The sequence below is a fragment of the Pantoea hericii genome, assembly GCF_014155795.1.
GTDB lineage: Bacteria > Pseudomonadota > Gammaproteobacteria > Enterobacterales > Enterobacteriaceae > Pantoea > Pantoea eucalypti.
The window spans coordinates 181,587-197,233 of the sequence record NZ_SCKV01000004.1 but is presented as its reverse complement, the minus strand read 5'-3'; the positions used below and the strand labels follow the sequence as shown (position 1 = coordinate 197,233).

Genomic DNA, 15,647 nt, shown 5'->3' with positions numbered 1-15,647 from the left:
TTAGCTCCAGAGTTTTTCCAGCTCATACAGCTGGCGACTCTCTTCCTGCATCACATGCACGATGACATCGCCCAGATCAACCACGACCCAGTCTGCCGCGCTTTTACCTTCAATGCCTAATGGCATCAGGCCAGCTAAACGGGATTCCTGCTCAACGTGTTCTGCGATCGAAGTCACATGACGCGTGGAGGTACCGGTGCAGATGATCATGTAATCGGTGATGCTGGATTTGCCCTGAACGTCGATGGTAATAATGTCCTGGCCTTTAAGATCATCAATCTTATCAATAACGAACTCTTGGAGTGCTTTACCTTGCAAAAGGTTCCCCTTGGAATCTGGTAGTAACGAGCCGGCTGTAAGCCCGGAGAGTGCAGCCAAAAAATTAAGCGGCGCAGTATAGCATGCCCGGATCAGTCGCGATATAAGCCTTCGCGGTCGATATAGTCGATAACCGCAGCGGGTAACAGGTCATCGCAGGGCTGATTTTGATGGCGACGGCGGCGAATTTCGGTCGCCGAAATATCATAGAGTGGGGTTTCCGCCAGCCAGATATGCCCCGCGGGCTGCTGATGCAGCTGCCGGATATCCTGAGCGACGTGTTGCTCAAGCCACGCCTGCATCTCTGGCGAGTCGAACCGGGTCGGATAGCCGGGACGCTGGCAGACCAGCAGATGGCAGAGTGACAGCAGATCCTGCCAGCGATGCCATTTGGACAGGCTCAGCAGGGAATCCTGACCAATGATAAAGGCCAGCGGCTGCTCTGCACTGCGTTCTGCGCGCCAGGCTTCCAGGGTGGTCACGGTCCAGGAGGGTGTGTCACGTTCCAGCTCCCGGGTATCAATTTCAAACAGCGGTAAGCCACGGATAGCGCAGCGCAGCATAGCAACCCGCTGAGACGCGCTGGCTTCCGGTTGTGGACGATGCGGGGGCACATTATTGGGCAGCAGCGTCACACGCTGTAAGCCGGTCTGCTGAGCCAGCGCTTCCACCGGGCGCAGATGGCCAAAATGGATCGGATCGAAGGTGCCACCAAACAGTGCGTGTAACTCAGACATGGGCAAAGCTCGTCGGAAAAGCGCGACTGCTGAGCAGCAGCGTCAGGGTTTGCAACTGCGGCCACACTGACTGACCATAATCCTGCTTCAGGGTGATCTCAATCTGACTCAGCAGATGGATGGCGCGTTGCAGACGGGTGGCATCCAGTCGCTGGAGTGCGTCGGTGAACAGCGCGCGGCGGTTTTGCCAGATACGCTGCTGATCCATCAGCGTGCGCAGTGGTTGCTGGGCCTGATGGCGTTGCAGATGCAACAGCGTCAGCAAATCGCGCTGCAGCGTACGCAGCAGAATCACGACTTCGCTCTCTTCTTTCTCCAGTTGGTGCAGGATATGCAGCGCGCGACGACTTTTACCCGCCAGCAGGGCATCCACCCAGTGGAAGGGCGTGAAGTGCGCGGCATCACTGACCGCCTCTTCGACCCGTGGCAGTGTCAGCTTGCCGTCCGGCCACTGCAGTGAGAGCCGCTCCAGCGCCTGCGCCAGCGCCAGCAGATTACCCTCATAGCAGTAACACAGCAGCTGTACTGCCGCGTCATCCACGGATAATTTCAGCGCTTTCGCGCGATTTACCACCCAGCGTGGCAATTGTGCCTGCTCTGGCGTCTGGCAGGGCACGACAACCGCAGAGGCAGCCAGTGCCTTAAACCAGGCGCTGTTTTCCTGCGCTTTGGTCAGCTTTGGCATCCGGCAGATCAGCAGAATATCGGCGTGCAGCAGCTGAGAGAGCTTAACCAGCTGCTCGGCCATGGCGGCGTTGGGGCCATTCTCGGGGAATTGCAGTGTCATCGTCTGACGCTGGGCAAACAGACTCAGTGACTGGCAGCTGACGAACAGGCTCTCCCAGTCGGTCTGGGCATCCAGCGTAAAACTAAAATGTTCGTCGAATCCCTGTGTGGTTGCGGCGGCACGGATGGCATCCGCGCTTTCCTGCAACAGCAGCGGTTCGTTACCGGCTAACAAATAACAGGCGCGCAGCCCCTCACGGAGCTGCGCGCTGAGTTGCTCAGGATAAATCCTGATCATTGCAGGCTGGTAGCAGAGGAAGAGGGCGCTTCCTGTGAACCCTGACCCGGCACCGAAATCACTGACGCTGGCAGAGTATCTTTGCTGTTCATCTGCGCGGCATGCACCGACAGCAGCTTACGAACCAGCTGTTCAGCTGCACGCTGACGCATCTCCTGCGTAATCAGGTCCTGCTCGGCATCTTTTGCCAGCGCCGCATTCGGGTTATCGAAGAACGAACGATAAACCGTGGTGCTGATGGGATAGATACCTTTGCCCGGCAACAGCACCTGCGCAGTGAGGGTCATCACCAGCTGATACTCGGCAGTGGTGCCGCTGATAAAGACCGAGGCTGTATTACGACCTGACATTTCAGGACCCAGACGCAGTGTCGGAATATCGGTACGGGTCTGCTTGCTGTCTTCAACAATGGTGACATCGTTGATACGCAGTTGCTGACGTACAGTACGCGCCAGCGGACCATAAGGATCGCCGGTTGAAACAATCAGGGTTTTCAGTTCGCTGGGCACCTGCGTGGTGCCGCGCGGATGAAAACCACAGCCAGCGGTGATCACCACCGCCAGCATGACAAACAGCCTGATAATCGGATGTCGCACAGTTCCTCCTGAACTTAACCTACGACCAGGTTAAGCAGTTTGCCCGGTACATAAATGACTTTACGGATAGTCACGCCGTCCAGATACTTCGCCACCAGATGCTCCTGCGCAGCGCGTGCCTGAACCTGTTCCTGTGTTGCATCGGCGGGTACGGTGATTTTGCCGCGCACTTTACCGTTAACCTGTACCACCACCAGCAGTGAATCTTCAACCATAGCGGCTTCATCAGCAACCGGCCAGCTCGCTTCATCAATGGTGCCTTCGCCGCCCAGCGTCTGCCACAGAACATAGCAGGCGTGCGGGGTAAACGGATAGAGCAGACGGACGATGGCCAGCAGCGCTTCCTGCATCAGGGCGCGATCCTGCTCGCTCTCCTGCGGAGCGCGGGCCAGCTTGTTCATCAGCTCCATGATGGCCGCAATAGCGGTGTTGAAGGTCTGACGACGGCCAATATCATCCGCCACTTTGGCGATGGTTTTGTGCAGGTCACGACGCAGCGATTTCTGCTCGTCATTCAGGCTGTCCACATCCAGTGCCACGGTCGCACCCTGTGAGGTGTGCTCGTAGACCAGCTTCCAGACACGTTTCAGGAAGCGGTTAGCCCCTTCAACGCCCGATTCCTGCCACTCCAGCGTCATATCTGCTGGCGAAGCAAACATCATAAACAGACGTACGGTATCGGCGCCGTAACGCTCAACCATCAGCTGTGGATCGATGCCGTTGTTTTTCGACTTCGACATTTTGCTCATGCCCGCGTAGATCACGTCGCGGCCCTGCGTGTCGGTCGCTTTAATAATGCGGCCTTTCTCGTCACGCTCAACTTCAACGTCAACCGGGGAAACCCAGTTACGTTCGCCGTTGTTGCCCAGGTAGTAGAAGGCATCAGCAAGTACCATGCCCTGGCACAGCAGACGTTTTGCTGGCTCATTAGAGTTCACCAGGCCCGCGTCACGCAGCAGCTTGTGGAAGAAGCGGAAATACATCAGGTGCATGATGGCGTGTTCGATACCACCCACATACTGATCGACCGGCAGCCAGTAGTTTGCTGCGGCCGGGTCCAGCATGCCTTCCTTGTAGCTGGCGCAGGTATAACGCGCATAGTACCAGGAGGACTCCATAAAGGTGTCAAAGGTGTCCGTTTCACGCAGCGCTGGCTGACCGTTTACTGTGGTTTTCGCCCACTCCGGATCCGCTTTGATCGGGCTGGTAATGCCATCCATCACCACATCTTCCGGCAGGATAACCGGCAGCTGGTCTTCAGGTGTCGGCATCACAGTGCCATCTTCCAGCGTCACCATCGGGATAGGTGCACCCCAGTAGCGCTGACGGGAAACACCCCAGTCGCGCAGACGGTAGTTCACTTTACGTACGCCCACGCCTTTTGCCGCCAGTGAATCCGCGATAGCGTTAAAGCCAGTTGCGTGATCCATGCCGTTGAACTCACCCGAGTTGAACAGGGCGCCTTTATCCGTCATCGCCGCAGCGCTGACGTCAGGAATGGAGCCATCCAGGTTGAGGATGACCGGCTTGATCGACAGATCGTATTTAGTGGCAAACTCCCAGTCACGCTGGTCGTGTGCCGGAACCGCCATCACGGCACCGGTGCCGTATTCCATCAGGACGAAGTTGGCGACCCAGACCGGAAGCAGCTCACCGGTCAGCGGATGAATAACAGACAGGCCGGTCGCCATGCCTTTCTTCTCCATGGTCGCCATATCGGCTTCGGCCACTTTGGTATTACGGCATTCCGCAATAAAGTCAGCCAGTGCCGGATTATTGACGGATGCCTGAGTGGCCAAAGGATGACCTGCTGCGACAGCCACATAGGTTGCGCCGATAAAGGTATCCGGGCGGGTGGTGTAGACTGTAACTTTCTCTTCGCTCTCTGCCACGTCGAAAGTGATTTCGACGCCTTCAGAACGACCAATCCAGTTACGCTGCATGGTTTTGACCTGTTCAGGCCACTCTTCCAGCGTATCCAGATCGTTCAGCAACTCTTCCGCATAATCGGTGATTTTGATAAACCACTGCGGGATCTCTTTACGCTCAACCTTGGTGTCGCAGCGCCAGCAACAGCCATCGATCACCTGCTCGTTCGCCAGCACCGTCTGATCGTTCGGGCACCAGTTCACTGCGGAGGTTTTTTTATAGACCAGGCCTTTTTCATACAGTTTGGTAAAGAACCACTGTTCCCAGCGGTAGTACTCAGGCTGGCAGGTGGCCAGTTCACGACTCCAGTCATAGCCAAAGCCCAGCAGTTTGAGCTGGTTTTTCATGTAGGCGATGTTGTCGTAAGTCCACGGGGCAGGTGCAGTATTGTTTTTAACCGCAGCGCCTTCTGCAGGCAGGCCGAAAGCATCCCAGCCAATCGGCTGTAGCACGTTTTTGCCGAGCATACGCTGATAGCGCGCGATTACGTCGCCGATGGTGTAGTTACGAACGTGACCCATGTGCAGGCGGCCAGAAGGATAGGGCAACATGGAGAGGCAATAGTATTTCTCTTTACCTTCCTGCTCAGTCACTTTAAACGTTTCGTTTTCATCCCAGTGCTGCTGCACACGGGATTCAATTTCTTCCGGGCGGTATTGCTCTTGCATGGCTGCCTGTGGTCCTTTATGAAAAACATTTTTCTGGCTCTAAGATCCGCATAGCATACCCATAAGGCCGCGTATCAACAACACTTCCCACTTTTGCTGGCACGATTTCTGCCGAAAGCGTCAGCCTCTTCACCCTTTTGTAATTCACTGTACAGACGACACGGCAAAAGCAACATTACGACTAAACTTAAGTCAGCGAGGGTCTGCATAAAGGAGAACAAAATGAATAAAGTGGCTCAGGAGTATCGCGAGTCGTTAGCCGTATTGACTGAACGTCTTCGTCAGGGCGATCGTAACCTTGATGAGCTGATTGCCGGGCGGCGAAGTCAGTTGCTGGTGCGCGATGATATGTCAGAAAGTGAGATTGACCAGGCGCTGCGTTCGGTGCGCCGTGATTTAGGCGAGTTTGCCCGAAGTTACAGCGATGCTGAAGAACCGCTGGCGGACTCACTGTTTATGCGCATTATCCGCGAGAGCGTCTGGAAAGAGCTGGCGGATATTACGGATAAAAGTCAGCTGGAGTGGCGTGAGGTCTTTCAGGATCTGCATCACCATGGTGTCTATCAGAGCGGTGAAGTGGTCGGTCTTGGCAATCTGGTGTGTGAAAAGTGCCAGTTTACCCGGGCAATCTATACGCCTGAGACCTTATCCCGTTGTCCGGAGTGCGGCCACGATCAGTTCCAGCGTCAGCCTTTTGAACCCTGATAACAAACATTATGCGGGCCACATTGAGTGACCCGCATACGTTGTTTAGTGCAGAATTTTAGCGAGGAAATCTTTAGCGCGGTCAGACTGCGGATTATTAAAGAAGTCATCTTTGTTGGTGTCTTCGATAATTTTCCCTTCATCCATAAAGATCACGCGATTGGCGACTTTACGGGCAAAGCCCATCTCGTGTGTCACCACCATCATCGTCATCCCTTCCTGCGCCAGTTCAACCATCACATCCAGCACTTCATTGATCATTTCCGGATCCAGCGCGGAGGTCGGTTCATCAAACAGCATCGCAATAGGATCCATGCAGAGCGCACGCGCAATTGCCACGCGCTGCTGCTGACCGCCGGAGAGCTGGCCAGGAAACTTCTCCGCATGGGCTGACAGTCCCACACGCTTCAGCAGCTTCAGCCCTTTATCGCGGGCCGCCGCTTTGTCTCGCTTCAGCACTTTTACCTGCGCCAGCACCAGATTGTTAATAATGCTCAAATGCGGGAACAGCTCGAAGTGCTGGAATACCATTCCGACCTGACTGCGAAGCTGCGCCAGATTGGTTTTTTTGTTGTTCACTTCGGTGCCGTTGACGGAAATCACACCCTGCTGAACGGGCTCAAGTCCGTTCACGGTTTTGATGAGCGTCGATTTACCGGAGCCGGACGGGCCGCACACTACCACCACTTCACCGGTTTTGACTTCGGTTGAGCAGTCGGTCAGCACCTGAAAGTGACCATACCACTTAGAAACATTTTTCAGGCTAATCATTTAAACCGTCCTTTTTCTTTTTAGATAGCTGACCAACAGCGATGCGCTCAGGCTGATAACGAAGTAGACCAGACCTGCAAACAGAACCATTTCAACCTGGGTGCCGTCGCGCTCACCGATAGTCGACGCGGTACGGAAGAAGTCCGCCAGGCTTAACACATAAACCAGAGAGGTATCCTGGAACAGCACGATACCCTGCGTCAGTAACAGCGGAACCATGGCCCGGAATGCCTGCGGCAGAATAATCAGTTTCATGGCCTGCCACTGCGTCATACCCAGCGCCAGCGCGGCATTACCCTGGCCGCGTGAGATACTGATGATGCCGGCACGAATGATCTCTGAGTAGTACGCCGCTTCGAACAGTGAAAAGGCGACCATGGCTGAAATCAGGCGGATATCGGTTTTAGGCGACAGGCCCAGCACCTGTTGCAGGAAACTCGGCACCACCAGATAGAACCACAGCAGCACCATCACCAGCGGTACTGAGCGGAACAGGTTGACATAAATTTTGGCGAACCAGCTGATGGGCTTAAAGGTCGACAGACGCATTACCGCCAGCAGGGTGCCCCAAAGAATGCCGAAAACCACGGCGGTAATCGTGATCTTAAAGGTAATCACTAAGCCGTTAAGCAGATAGGGCAGGCTGGGCGCAATCGAACTCCAGTCAAAGTCGTACATTACTTGCCTCCCGCATTGCCTGGCAGCCGGACTTTGCGCTCGACCAGACTCATCAACAACATAATCACCAGGTTAATCGCGACGTAGGCCAGCGTAATGGCGGTAAAGGATTCATAGGCGTGAGCAGAATAGTCGAGCAGTTTGCCCGCCTGTGCTGCCATATCCACCAGACCAATGGTGGAGGCGATAGCGGAGTTCTTGACCAGGTTCAGCATTTCCGAGGTCATCGGCGGAACAATCACGCGATACGCATTCGGCAGCAATACATAGCGGTAAGTCTGCGGCAGGGTTAATCCCATCGCCAGGCCAGCATTCTTCTGTCCACTCGGCAGTGACTGAATCGCCGCGCGCACCTGCTCGCAAACGCGGGCGGCGGTAAACAGGCCGAGACAGATCATGGAAGAGAGGAAGAACTGAATGTTGGGGTCCAGCTCAGACTTAAACCACATGCCGAGATTCTCGCCCACCAGCTCGGGCGCCACCAGATACCAGAAGAAGAACTGGACGATCAGCGGGATGTTACGAAACAGTTCGACATAGCAGGTGCCAATGGTCGACAGCAGGCGATTCGGCACGGTGCGCAGAATGCCAAAAAATGAACCCACGCAGAAAGCGATAATCCAGGCGCAGCAGGAGACGGCTATCGTCACCTGAAAACCGGACCACAGCCAGCCGAGGTAGGTCGTGTTACCGAACGGGGCCTGTTCGAGAAATATGCCCCAGTTCCAATCGATACCCATAACGAGCTCCGGAAAAAAAGGGTAGCTAAGCTACCCTGAAGATTGATGAACGGCGTTTTATGTCCTGACGCAGGGGAACGACCCGTGTCAGTCTGTCTGTCCATGCCGCGGTTTCAGCAATCGAGAGGGCAGCCAGGCCGCCCTTGTTATACCCGCCGTCTTTCAGGCTGCATTTTGTTGGCTATGTATGTCCACGCATCCGAATCATCTACCTGAGTAGGTTCCCCGGGATGCATGCTCTCCTGCCGACTCAATGTGACCTGAAATCCATTGGGTATTTTTTTGTTAATTGAGTGCTTTGTCGTTTGGCGTTTTGAACAGCGCTTTCATGTCATCAGACAGCTCAAAGTTCATGTTCAGGTTCTTAGGCGGAATAGGCTTTTTGAACCAGGTATCGAACCATTTTTCTGCCTGACCCGACGTCTGGGCTTTGGCGATGGTTTCATCTACCAGCGCTTTGAACTGCGGATCATCTTTACGCAGCATGCAGCCATAGGCCTCTTTAGACTGTGGCGTGCCTAAAATTTCCCAGTTGTCCGGCTTTTTGGCTTTAGCGCGTTCGCCAGCCAGCAGGGCATCATCCATCATAAAGGCCACGGCACGGCCGGTTTCCAGTGTACGGAACGAGTCGCCATGATCTTTTGCGCTGATGATGCGCATATCCAGTTTTTGTTCGTCGTTGAGTTTGTGCAGCAGCACTTCAGACGTGGTCCCTGAGGTTACCACCACGGTTTTGCCTTTCAGGTCGGCGAAATCTTTGATCGGGCCATCTTTCTTAACCAGCAGACGGGTGCCAATAACAAAAATGGTGTCAGAGAAAGCCGCCTGTTTCTGGCGCTCAAGGTTATTGGTGGTGGAGCCACACTCATAATCGTAGGTGCCGTTTTGCAGCAGTGGAATACGGTTTTGTGAGGTGATTGGAATCATTTTGACCTGCAGGTCAGGCTTGTTCAGCTTCGCTTTGATGGCTTCCACAATGGCGTTTGAGTAATCCTGTGAATAGCCGACGACTTTTTGCTGGTTGTCATAATAAGAAAAGGGAACTGATGATTCGCGATGCCCGACCACAATGACGCCATTGTCATTGATTTTCTTCAGGGTGCCGCTGAGATCTTCCGCCTGGGCCGCTCCCGCCGCTGCACCGATCAGCAGAAGAGATAATGCCACTTTGCGTAGTTGCATGTTCCAACTCCTTCGTATGAAAAAGGCACAGGATATAACCTGCGCTGATTATGATGTTGTGTCTGTTTTGTGCTGCGTTTCTGCTCATTCTGCGGATTAAATGGGCGCAGAAGAGTCACTAACATAGCGGATTGTTAACGCAATGAAACAAAAAAGTTTCTTTTTTGCGAGGTGATCCGCACCAAAAAAAGGCAAATTTCTCACACTGCGCGTTTGCGGTGCAGGAGGTGCGACAGTTTTGGTGCAATCCGCCTCGCGGCAGCGTCTGCAATCAGGCCGTTAGCGAAAAACAGTGAAACATTTTGCAATCATCGTGCCAGAAAGCGGTGCAGGGTGAGAAAGGCAGCAGAGTATGCGGTCAGGGAGTGGGAGTATCAGAGAATAACAAGGCGAAAAGGCGAAACTTGCACCTCGCACCGACGGCAGATAAACGTCAAGCGAGGGGAGCTTTCGCCTGTAGCAGCGCATCGCGGGCCATAGATGGCCCGCGATGCGCAAGGCAGGGATGGCGGTGTTTGCGTCTCTGCGTAAGGCGTTTACTCCCTGAGCACCGCGCGTTTTCAACAACCTCAGGCGAAGCATTCGCTTCGCCATGACGCCTCTGCGCTGTTATCGGCGTCGGCGCAGCAGGGCAATCAACGCCGCCAGCAGCGTCAGTGACCAGACAGGCCAGATGCCAGCCCGCGCGTACGGGGTTTCTCCCTGCGTAGGCGTAACTTTGCTGGTCAGGACATCGCGCGTAAATTGCGGCAGCATGGCTTCCACATCACCACTGGCATTCACCACTGCAGTTACACCATTGTTGGTACTGCGCAACAGCGGACGACCCAGTTCCAGCGCCCGCATCCTCGCCATCTGGAAGTGCTGCCACGGGCCGATAGAGTGGCCAAACCAGGCATCGTTCGAAACGGTCAGCAGGAAGCTGGTGTCGGGATGGAAGTTGGCTCGTACCTGTTCACCCAGCACGATCTCATAACAAATGGCGCTGGTCAGGTTATAGCCCGCCACGCGGAGTTGCGGCTGGAGATAGTTGCCACGGCTGAACGCCGACATCGGCAGATCAAAGAACGGAGCCAGCGGACGCAGCAGATCGGCCAGCGGCACAAATTCGCCAAATGGCACCAGGTGATTTTTCTGGTAACGATTGCCGCTGAAGTAGTTGTACGGCGTCTTGCCACCCAGCACGATCACGGTGTTGTAATCGTGATAGCGGTTCTGCTCCAGTCGGGAGTCTACGATACCCGTGACCAGCGAACTGCCGCGTTCACGCAGTTCATCATCCAGTGAATGCAGGAACGGCTGCTGATTACTTTCCAGATCGGTAATCGCCGATTCAGGCCAGATAATAATCGGCGCTTTGCCCATGAGCGGCTGGCTCAGACCGTGATAAATGCGCAGGGTGTTGAGCAGTTGCTGCGGATCCCACTTCATCGACTGCGGGATGTTTCCCTGCACCAGCGCCACTTCGACGGCACGCTCGGGCATCGGCTGAACCCACTGGATATAGCGCAACGGCCACGGCAGGGCCAGCAGCAGCAATGCTGCGACCAGACTTCTGACGTTGCGCTGCTGCAGGGCATATGCCAGCAGGCCAGCCACCACCATCAGCAGGAAGGTCAGGGTCTCGACCCCCGCCAGCGGGGCCAGACCTTTTAACGGGCCGTCAATCTGGCTGTAGCCAAACTGCAGCCATGGAAAGCCGGTCAGCACCCAGCCGCGCAGGAATTCCGTGATCTGCCACAAAGCCGGTGCGGCCAGCGCCAGTCGCCACAGCGTTGTGCGCGGCCAGATGCGATTCAGTACACCGGCAAACAGCGCCGGGTAGATCGCCAGATACGCCGCCAGCAATGCCACGATAAAGACATTCACCGGGCCAGGCATGCCACCAAAGGTGGCGACACTGACGTAAACCCAGTTGATGCCGCTGCCGAATAAGCCAACTCCCCAGACAAAACCGATTGCCGCAGCCTGCGGACTTGAGCGGTTCAGGGTCAGGAGCTGCAAGCCGCACAGCGACAGCAGTGCGGCGGGCCAGAAATCGTAAGGAGAGAAGGCGAGGGTGCCCAACGCACCCGTAATTAAAGCCAGCAGCAGGCGAACCCGCTGGCGCGGGTAGAGTGAGGCTAAAGCCATAGACTTATTCGTCTTCCAGTTGAGGTTGTGGCGAGTTTTCCGGAATGGTCACGTGAACCTGGATAATGCGGCGGCTGTCAGCCATTGCTACCTTGAACTGGTAACCCTCAATCTCAATGCTTTCACCGCGCGCGGGCAGATGGCCGAAGCCCTGCATCACCAGACCACCAATGGTATCGACTTCATCGTCACTGAACTGCGTGCCAAACACCTCATTGAAATCTTCAATGGCGGTCAGAGCGCGCACCGTAAAGGTGTGACGGTTGAGCTGACGGATATCACGATCTTCTTCATCGTCATACTCATCTTCAATCTCACCGACAATCAGCTCCAGAATATCTTCAATGGTCACCAGACCAGAGACACCACCAAACTCATCGATAACGATCGCCATGTGGTAGCGCTGGGAGCGGAACTCTTTCAGCATCCGGTCAACGCGCTTACTTTCAGGCACAACCACCGCAGGACGCAGAACTTTCTCAATGCTGAAAGGCTCAGATTCGCTGCTCATAAACGGCAGCAGATCTTTCGCCATCAGAATCCCTTCCACATGATCTTTATCTTCGCTGATCACCGGGAAGCGGGAATGGGCGGATTCGATAATGACATCCAGACACTCTTCGAGGCTCTGATTACGTTTCAGGGTGATCATTTGCGAGCGCGGGATCATGATGTCACGCACGCGCTGCTCCGCAATATCCAGAACCCCTTCGAGCATGTCGCGGGTGTCCTGGTCAATCAGCTCTTTGTTATTCGAGTCGCGGATCAGCTCCAGTAGCTCATCACGGCTTTTCGGTTCACCGTGAAAAAGTTGGTTGATCAACAGGGAGAAAAATCCCTTTTTACTACTGGGTGCATCGCTGTTTTGAGAATGGTCGTCGCTCATGGCGGTTTTTATAGATCTCTCTGGTGAGGAATAGGTGCTGTCAGCAAACCGTGCTGACAGCCGGATAGCCAGAATTCGGGATTCAGGCGTCTTCTTTCTCCGAAATGTACGGATCAGGATACCCAAGAGCAAGCATTATCTCGGTCTCCAGTCCTTCCATCTCGTCCGCTTCGTCGTCTTCAATATGGTCGTAACCCAGCAGATGCAGCGTGCCGTGTACCACCATATGCGCCCAGTGGGCTTCAACGCTTTTGCCCTGTTCTGCGGCTTCCTGCTCAACCACCTGGCGGCAGATGATCAGATCGCCCAGCAGAGGTAACTCGATGCCCGGTGGCGCTTCAAACGGGAAGGAGAGCACATTTGTCGGCTTGTCTTTGCCGCGATAAGTCAGATTTAACTCATGACTCTCCGCTTCATCGACCAGACGGACGGTGACTTCACTTTCGGGCTGAAAAGGGGTAACAGCCGCGGAAAGCCAGCGATGAAACAGGCTTTCATCCGGCAGGTCCGCCGTGTTCTCACAGGCGACCTGCAGGTCGAGAATGACCTCACTCATTTGCTCTCCTGCGTGGCGCTCTGTGCAGCCAGTGCTTCACGTTTACGCTCTTCAGCCTGCTGATCGCGACGGGTCTGATCGGCCGCTTCCCAGGCTTCATAGGCGGTAACAATGCGGGCAACCACCGGATGGCGCACCACATCTTCACTGTGGAAGAAGTTAAAGCTAATCTCTTCAACGTCTGCCAGCACTTCAATGGCATGCCGCAGGCCCGACTTAACGTGACGTGGCAGGTCAATCTGGGTGACGTCGCCGGTAATTACTGCTTTGGAGTTAAAGCCGATACGCGTCAGGAACATCTTCATCTGCTCGATGGTGGTGTTCTGGCTCTCATCAAGAATGATAAACGCATCGTTCAGGGTACGACCACGCATGTAAGCCAGCGGAGCCACCTCAATGACGTTGCGCTCCATCAGCTTTTCTACCCGCTCAAAACCGAGCATTTCAAATAGGGCATCGTAGAGCGGACGCAGATATGGGTCGACTTTCTGGCTCAGATCGCCAGGCAGGAAGCCGAGTTTTTCACCCGCTTCGACGGCAGGGCGCGTCAGCATGATGCGGCGAATCTCCTGACGCTCCAGGGCATCCACTGCGGCTGCCACCGCCAGATAGGTTTTACCGGTACCCGCCGGGCCGACGCCAAAGGTGATGTCGTGGTCGAGCACGTTAGCGATGTACTGCGCCTGGTTTGGCGTGCGTGGCTTAATCACACCACGCTTGGTCTTGATATTGACCGCTTTGCCGTACTCCGGCACGCTTTCGGCGGTTTGTTCCAATACCCGGCTCTCTTTGATGGCCAGGTGAATCTGGTCAGGCTCAATATCCGGGATCTCACCACGCATCGGCGCGGTGTCGACATACAGGGTTTTCAGAATATCTGCGGCGGCATTGACGCACAGTGGACGTCCCACCAGCTTAAAGACATTGTCGCGACGATTGATCTCAATGCCCAGACGACGCTCAAGCTGTTTCACATTATCGTCGAACGGCCCGCACAGGCTCATCAGTCGACGGTTATCAGCCGGTTCAAGGGCGATTTCACGAGTTTCGATATTCAAACGAATCCTTTGGGTCACTCAGGGCCAGTTATGGGATGTGTCTGACGCACCGTTGGGCTTAACCGTGTGCACCATAACGAAATTATTTATGCCGTAACGCCTGGGCGCAAGCTTAAGGAGAGATATTTGGGCGACACTTTCAGAAACCAAGTGTCGCGGCGTGAAATTGGCGGCAACGCGCTGCGCGCTGCCGCCCGGTAGTGCAGGGATCACGGCTGGAACAGGCTCACGCCGATTTCGTTTTCTTTGCGGGTACGGGCAATCACAGAGGCCGGGCTTTCCGCCATACGCAGGCCCATCTCTTCTTCGGTACGCACCAGTTTGCCGCGCAGCGAGTTGGTGTAGACATCGACAATTTCAACATCCACAAAACGGCCAATCATCTCAGGTGAGCCTTCGAAATTAACCACACGGTTATTTTCGGTGCGGCCGGAAACTTCCATGACGTTCTTGCGGGAGATGCCTTCCACCAGAATACGCTGCACGGTGCCCACCATGCGGCGACTGATCGCCTGCGCCTGCTGGTTAATGCGGTCCTGGAGGATCCACAGACGCTGCTTTTTCTCCTCTTCGCTGACATCATCCGGCAGGTCAGCGGCTGGCGTGCCAGGACGGGCAGAGTAGACAAAGCTGAAGCTGACATCGAAATTGATCTCGGCGATAAGCTTCATGGTCTGCTCGAAATCCTGCTGCGTTTCACCCGGGAAGCCGATGATGAAGTCAGAACTGATCTCAATATCGGGCCGCGCTGCGCGCAGCTTGCGGATAATCGCCTTATATTCCAGCGCGGTGTGCGCACGCTTCATCAGCGTCAGAATACGGTCCGATCCACTCTGAACGGGCAGATGCAGGAAACTCACCAGCTCCGGGGTATCGCGGTAGACCTCGATAATGTCGTCAGTAAACTCAATCGGGTGGCTGGTGGTGAAACGAATACGGTCGATACCGTCGATAGCAGCGACCAGGCGCAGCAGCTCGGCGAAGGTACAGATCTCACCGTCAAAGGTGGCGCCACGATACGCGTTGACGTTCTGGCCAAGCAGGTTAACTTCACGCACACCCTGCGCCGCCAGCTGCGCGATTTCCAGCAAAATGTCATCGCTGGGACGGCTCACTTCCTCGCCGCGTGTGTAAGGAACCACGCAGAAAGTACAATATTTGTTGCAGCCTTCCATGATAGAAACAAAGGCTGTGGGACCTTCTGCGCGCGGATCCGGCAGGCGATCGAATTTCTCAATTTCCGGGAAACTGATGTCGACCACCGGACTTTTGGTGCCGCGCACGGTGTTAATCATTTCCGGCAGACGATGGAGTGTCTGCGGACCAAAAACGATATCGACGCAGGGAGCACGCTGGCGAATATGGTCCCCTTCCTGCGACGCGACGCAGCCGCCAACGCCGATAATGACATCCGGATTGCGCTCTTTGAGTTTTCTCCAGCGTCCCAGCAGGTGGAACACTTTCTCCTGCGCTTTTTCACGAATAGAACAGGTGTTAAGCAGCAGGATATCCGCCTCTTCAGGGACCTCGGTCAGCGTGTAGCCGTGCGTCGTGTTCAGCAGATCAGACATCTTGGATGAATCATACTCATTCATCTGACATCCCCAGGTTTTGATATGCAGTTTTTTTGTCATCGCGCTAGCCATTGATTCAGTGCAGTGAAGTG

15 protein-coding genes are annotated in these 15,647 nt (G+C 55.0%); 1 reads left to right on the top strand and 14 read right to left on the bottom strand.

Annotation, left to right across the window (positions count from 1 at the left end; translation table 11 throughout):
• From rsfS to leuS, 5 genes are all read right to left on the bottom strand, one after another.
• Window positions 1–318 (bottom strand): ribosome silencing factor, encoded by a 318-nt coding sequence (gene rsfS, locus H7K52_RS10515; RefSeq protein WP_182630019.1) that lies wholly within the window; start codon window positions 316–318, stop codon window positions 1–3.
• A gap of 92 nt (window positions 319–410) precedes the next feature.
• On the bottom strand, window positions 411–1,055 hold the full coding sequence (nadD, locus tag H7K52_RS10510) for a nicotinate-nucleotide adenylyltransferase (protein ID WP_003854019.1): 645 nt from the start codon (window positions 1,053–1,055) through the stop codon (window positions 411–413).
• Window positions 1,048–2,079, bottom strand: coding sequence for a DNA polymerase III subunit delta (gene holA, locus H7K52_RS10505; protein WP_039659159.1), 1,032 nt, complete (start codon window positions 2,077–2,079; stop codon window positions 1,048–1,050). Before holA ends, nadD begins: the two co-directional genes overlap by 8 nt.
• On the bottom strand, window positions 2,076–2,675 hold the full coding sequence (gene lptE / locus H7K52_RS10500) for an LPS assembly lipoprotein LptE (protein ID WP_003854016.1): 600 nt from the start codon (window positions 2,673–2,675) through the stop codon (window positions 2,076–2,078). The genes holA and lptE overlap by 4 nt, the downstream gene beginning before the upstream one ends.
• Before the next feature lie 14 nt (window positions 2,676–2,689).
• Window positions 2,690–5,272, bottom strand: a complete 2,583-nt coding sequence (gene leuS, locus H7K52_RS10495; protein WP_003854015.1) for a leucine--tRNA ligase — start codon at window positions 5,270–5,272, stop codon at window positions 2,690–2,692.
• A gap of 222 nt (window positions 5,273–5,494) precedes the next feature.
• Here leuS and H7K52_RS10490 point away from each other — a divergent pair, with 222 nt between their 5' ends.
• A complete protein-coding gene (locus H7K52_RS10490; protein WP_003854013.1) occupies window positions 5,495–5,977 on the top strand; it encodes a zinc ribbon-containing protein in 483 nt (160 codons plus the stop codon).
• Window positions 5,978–6,022: 45 nt separating this feature from the next.
• Here the strand turns inward: H7K52_RS10490 and H7K52_RS10485 are convergent, their stop codons facing one another.
• The 9 genes from H7K52_RS10485 to miaB all read right to left on the bottom strand — a co-directional run bounded on the left by H7K52_RS10485 (window position 6,023) and on the right by miaB (window position 15,615).
• Complete coding sequence (locus H7K52_RS10485) at window positions 6,023–6,748, bottom strand: amino acid ABC transporter ATP-binding protein (RefSeq protein WP_003854011.1); 726 nt, start codon at window positions 6,746–6,748, stop codon at window positions 6,023–6,025.
• On the bottom strand, window positions 6,749–7,426 hold the full coding sequence (gene gltK / locus H7K52_RS10480) for a glutamate/aspartate ABC transporter permease GltK (RefSeq protein WP_003854008.1): 678 nt from the start codon (window positions 7,424–7,426) through the stop codon (window positions 6,749–6,751).
• Complete coding sequence (locus H7K52_RS10475; protein WP_003854005.1) at window positions 7,426–8,166, bottom strand: amino acid ABC transporter permease; 741 nt, start codon at window positions 8,164–8,166, stop codon at window positions 7,426–7,428. The genes gltK and H7K52_RS10475 overlap by 1 nt, the downstream gene beginning before the upstream one ends.
• 285 nt (window positions 8,167–8,451) lie before the next feature.
• Window positions 8,452–9,348 (bottom strand): amino acid ABC transporter substrate-binding protein, encoded by an 897-nt coding sequence (locus H7K52_RS10470; RefSeq protein WP_003854004.1) that lies wholly within the window; start codon window positions 9,346–9,348, stop codon window positions 8,452–8,454.
• Window positions 9,349–9,957: 609 nt separating this feature from the next.
• On the bottom strand, window positions 9,958–11,481 hold the full coding sequence (lnt, locus tag H7K52_RS10465; RefSeq protein ID WP_182630018.1) for an apolipoprotein N-acyltransferase: 1,524 nt from the start codon (window positions 11,479–11,481) through the stop codon (window positions 9,958–9,960).
• A 4-nt stretch (window positions 11,482–11,485) separates the two neighbouring features.
• Complete coding sequence (corC, locus tag H7K52_RS10460) at window positions 11,486–12,367, bottom strand: CNNM family magnesium/cobalt transport protein CorC (RefSeq protein WP_008925004.1); 882 nt, start codon at window positions 12,365–12,367, stop codon at window positions 11,486–11,488.
• An 82-nt stretch (window positions 12,368–12,449) separates the two neighbouring features.
• Window positions 12,450–12,923, bottom strand: coding sequence for an rRNA maturation RNase YbeY (gene ybeY, locus H7K52_RS10455; RefSeq protein WP_039659164.1), 474 nt, complete (start codon window positions 12,921–12,923; stop codon window positions 12,450–12,452).
• Window positions 12,920–13,981, bottom strand: coding sequence for a PhoH family protein (locus H7K52_RS10450; RefSeq protein WP_013357113.1), 1,062 nt, complete (start codon window positions 13,979–13,981; stop codon window positions 12,920–12,922). The genes ybeY and H7K52_RS10450 overlap by 4 nt, the downstream gene beginning before the upstream one ends.
• A gap of 209 nt (window positions 13,982–14,190) precedes the next feature.
• Window positions 14,191–15,615 (bottom strand): tRNA (N6-isopentenyl adenosine(37)-C2)-methylthiotransferase MiaB, encoded by a 1,425-nt coding sequence (gene miaB, locus H7K52_RS10445; RefSeq protein WP_003853992.1) that lies wholly within the window; start codon window positions 15,613–15,615, stop codon window positions 14,191–14,193.
• Window positions 15,616–15,647 lie beyond the last annotated feature (32 nt).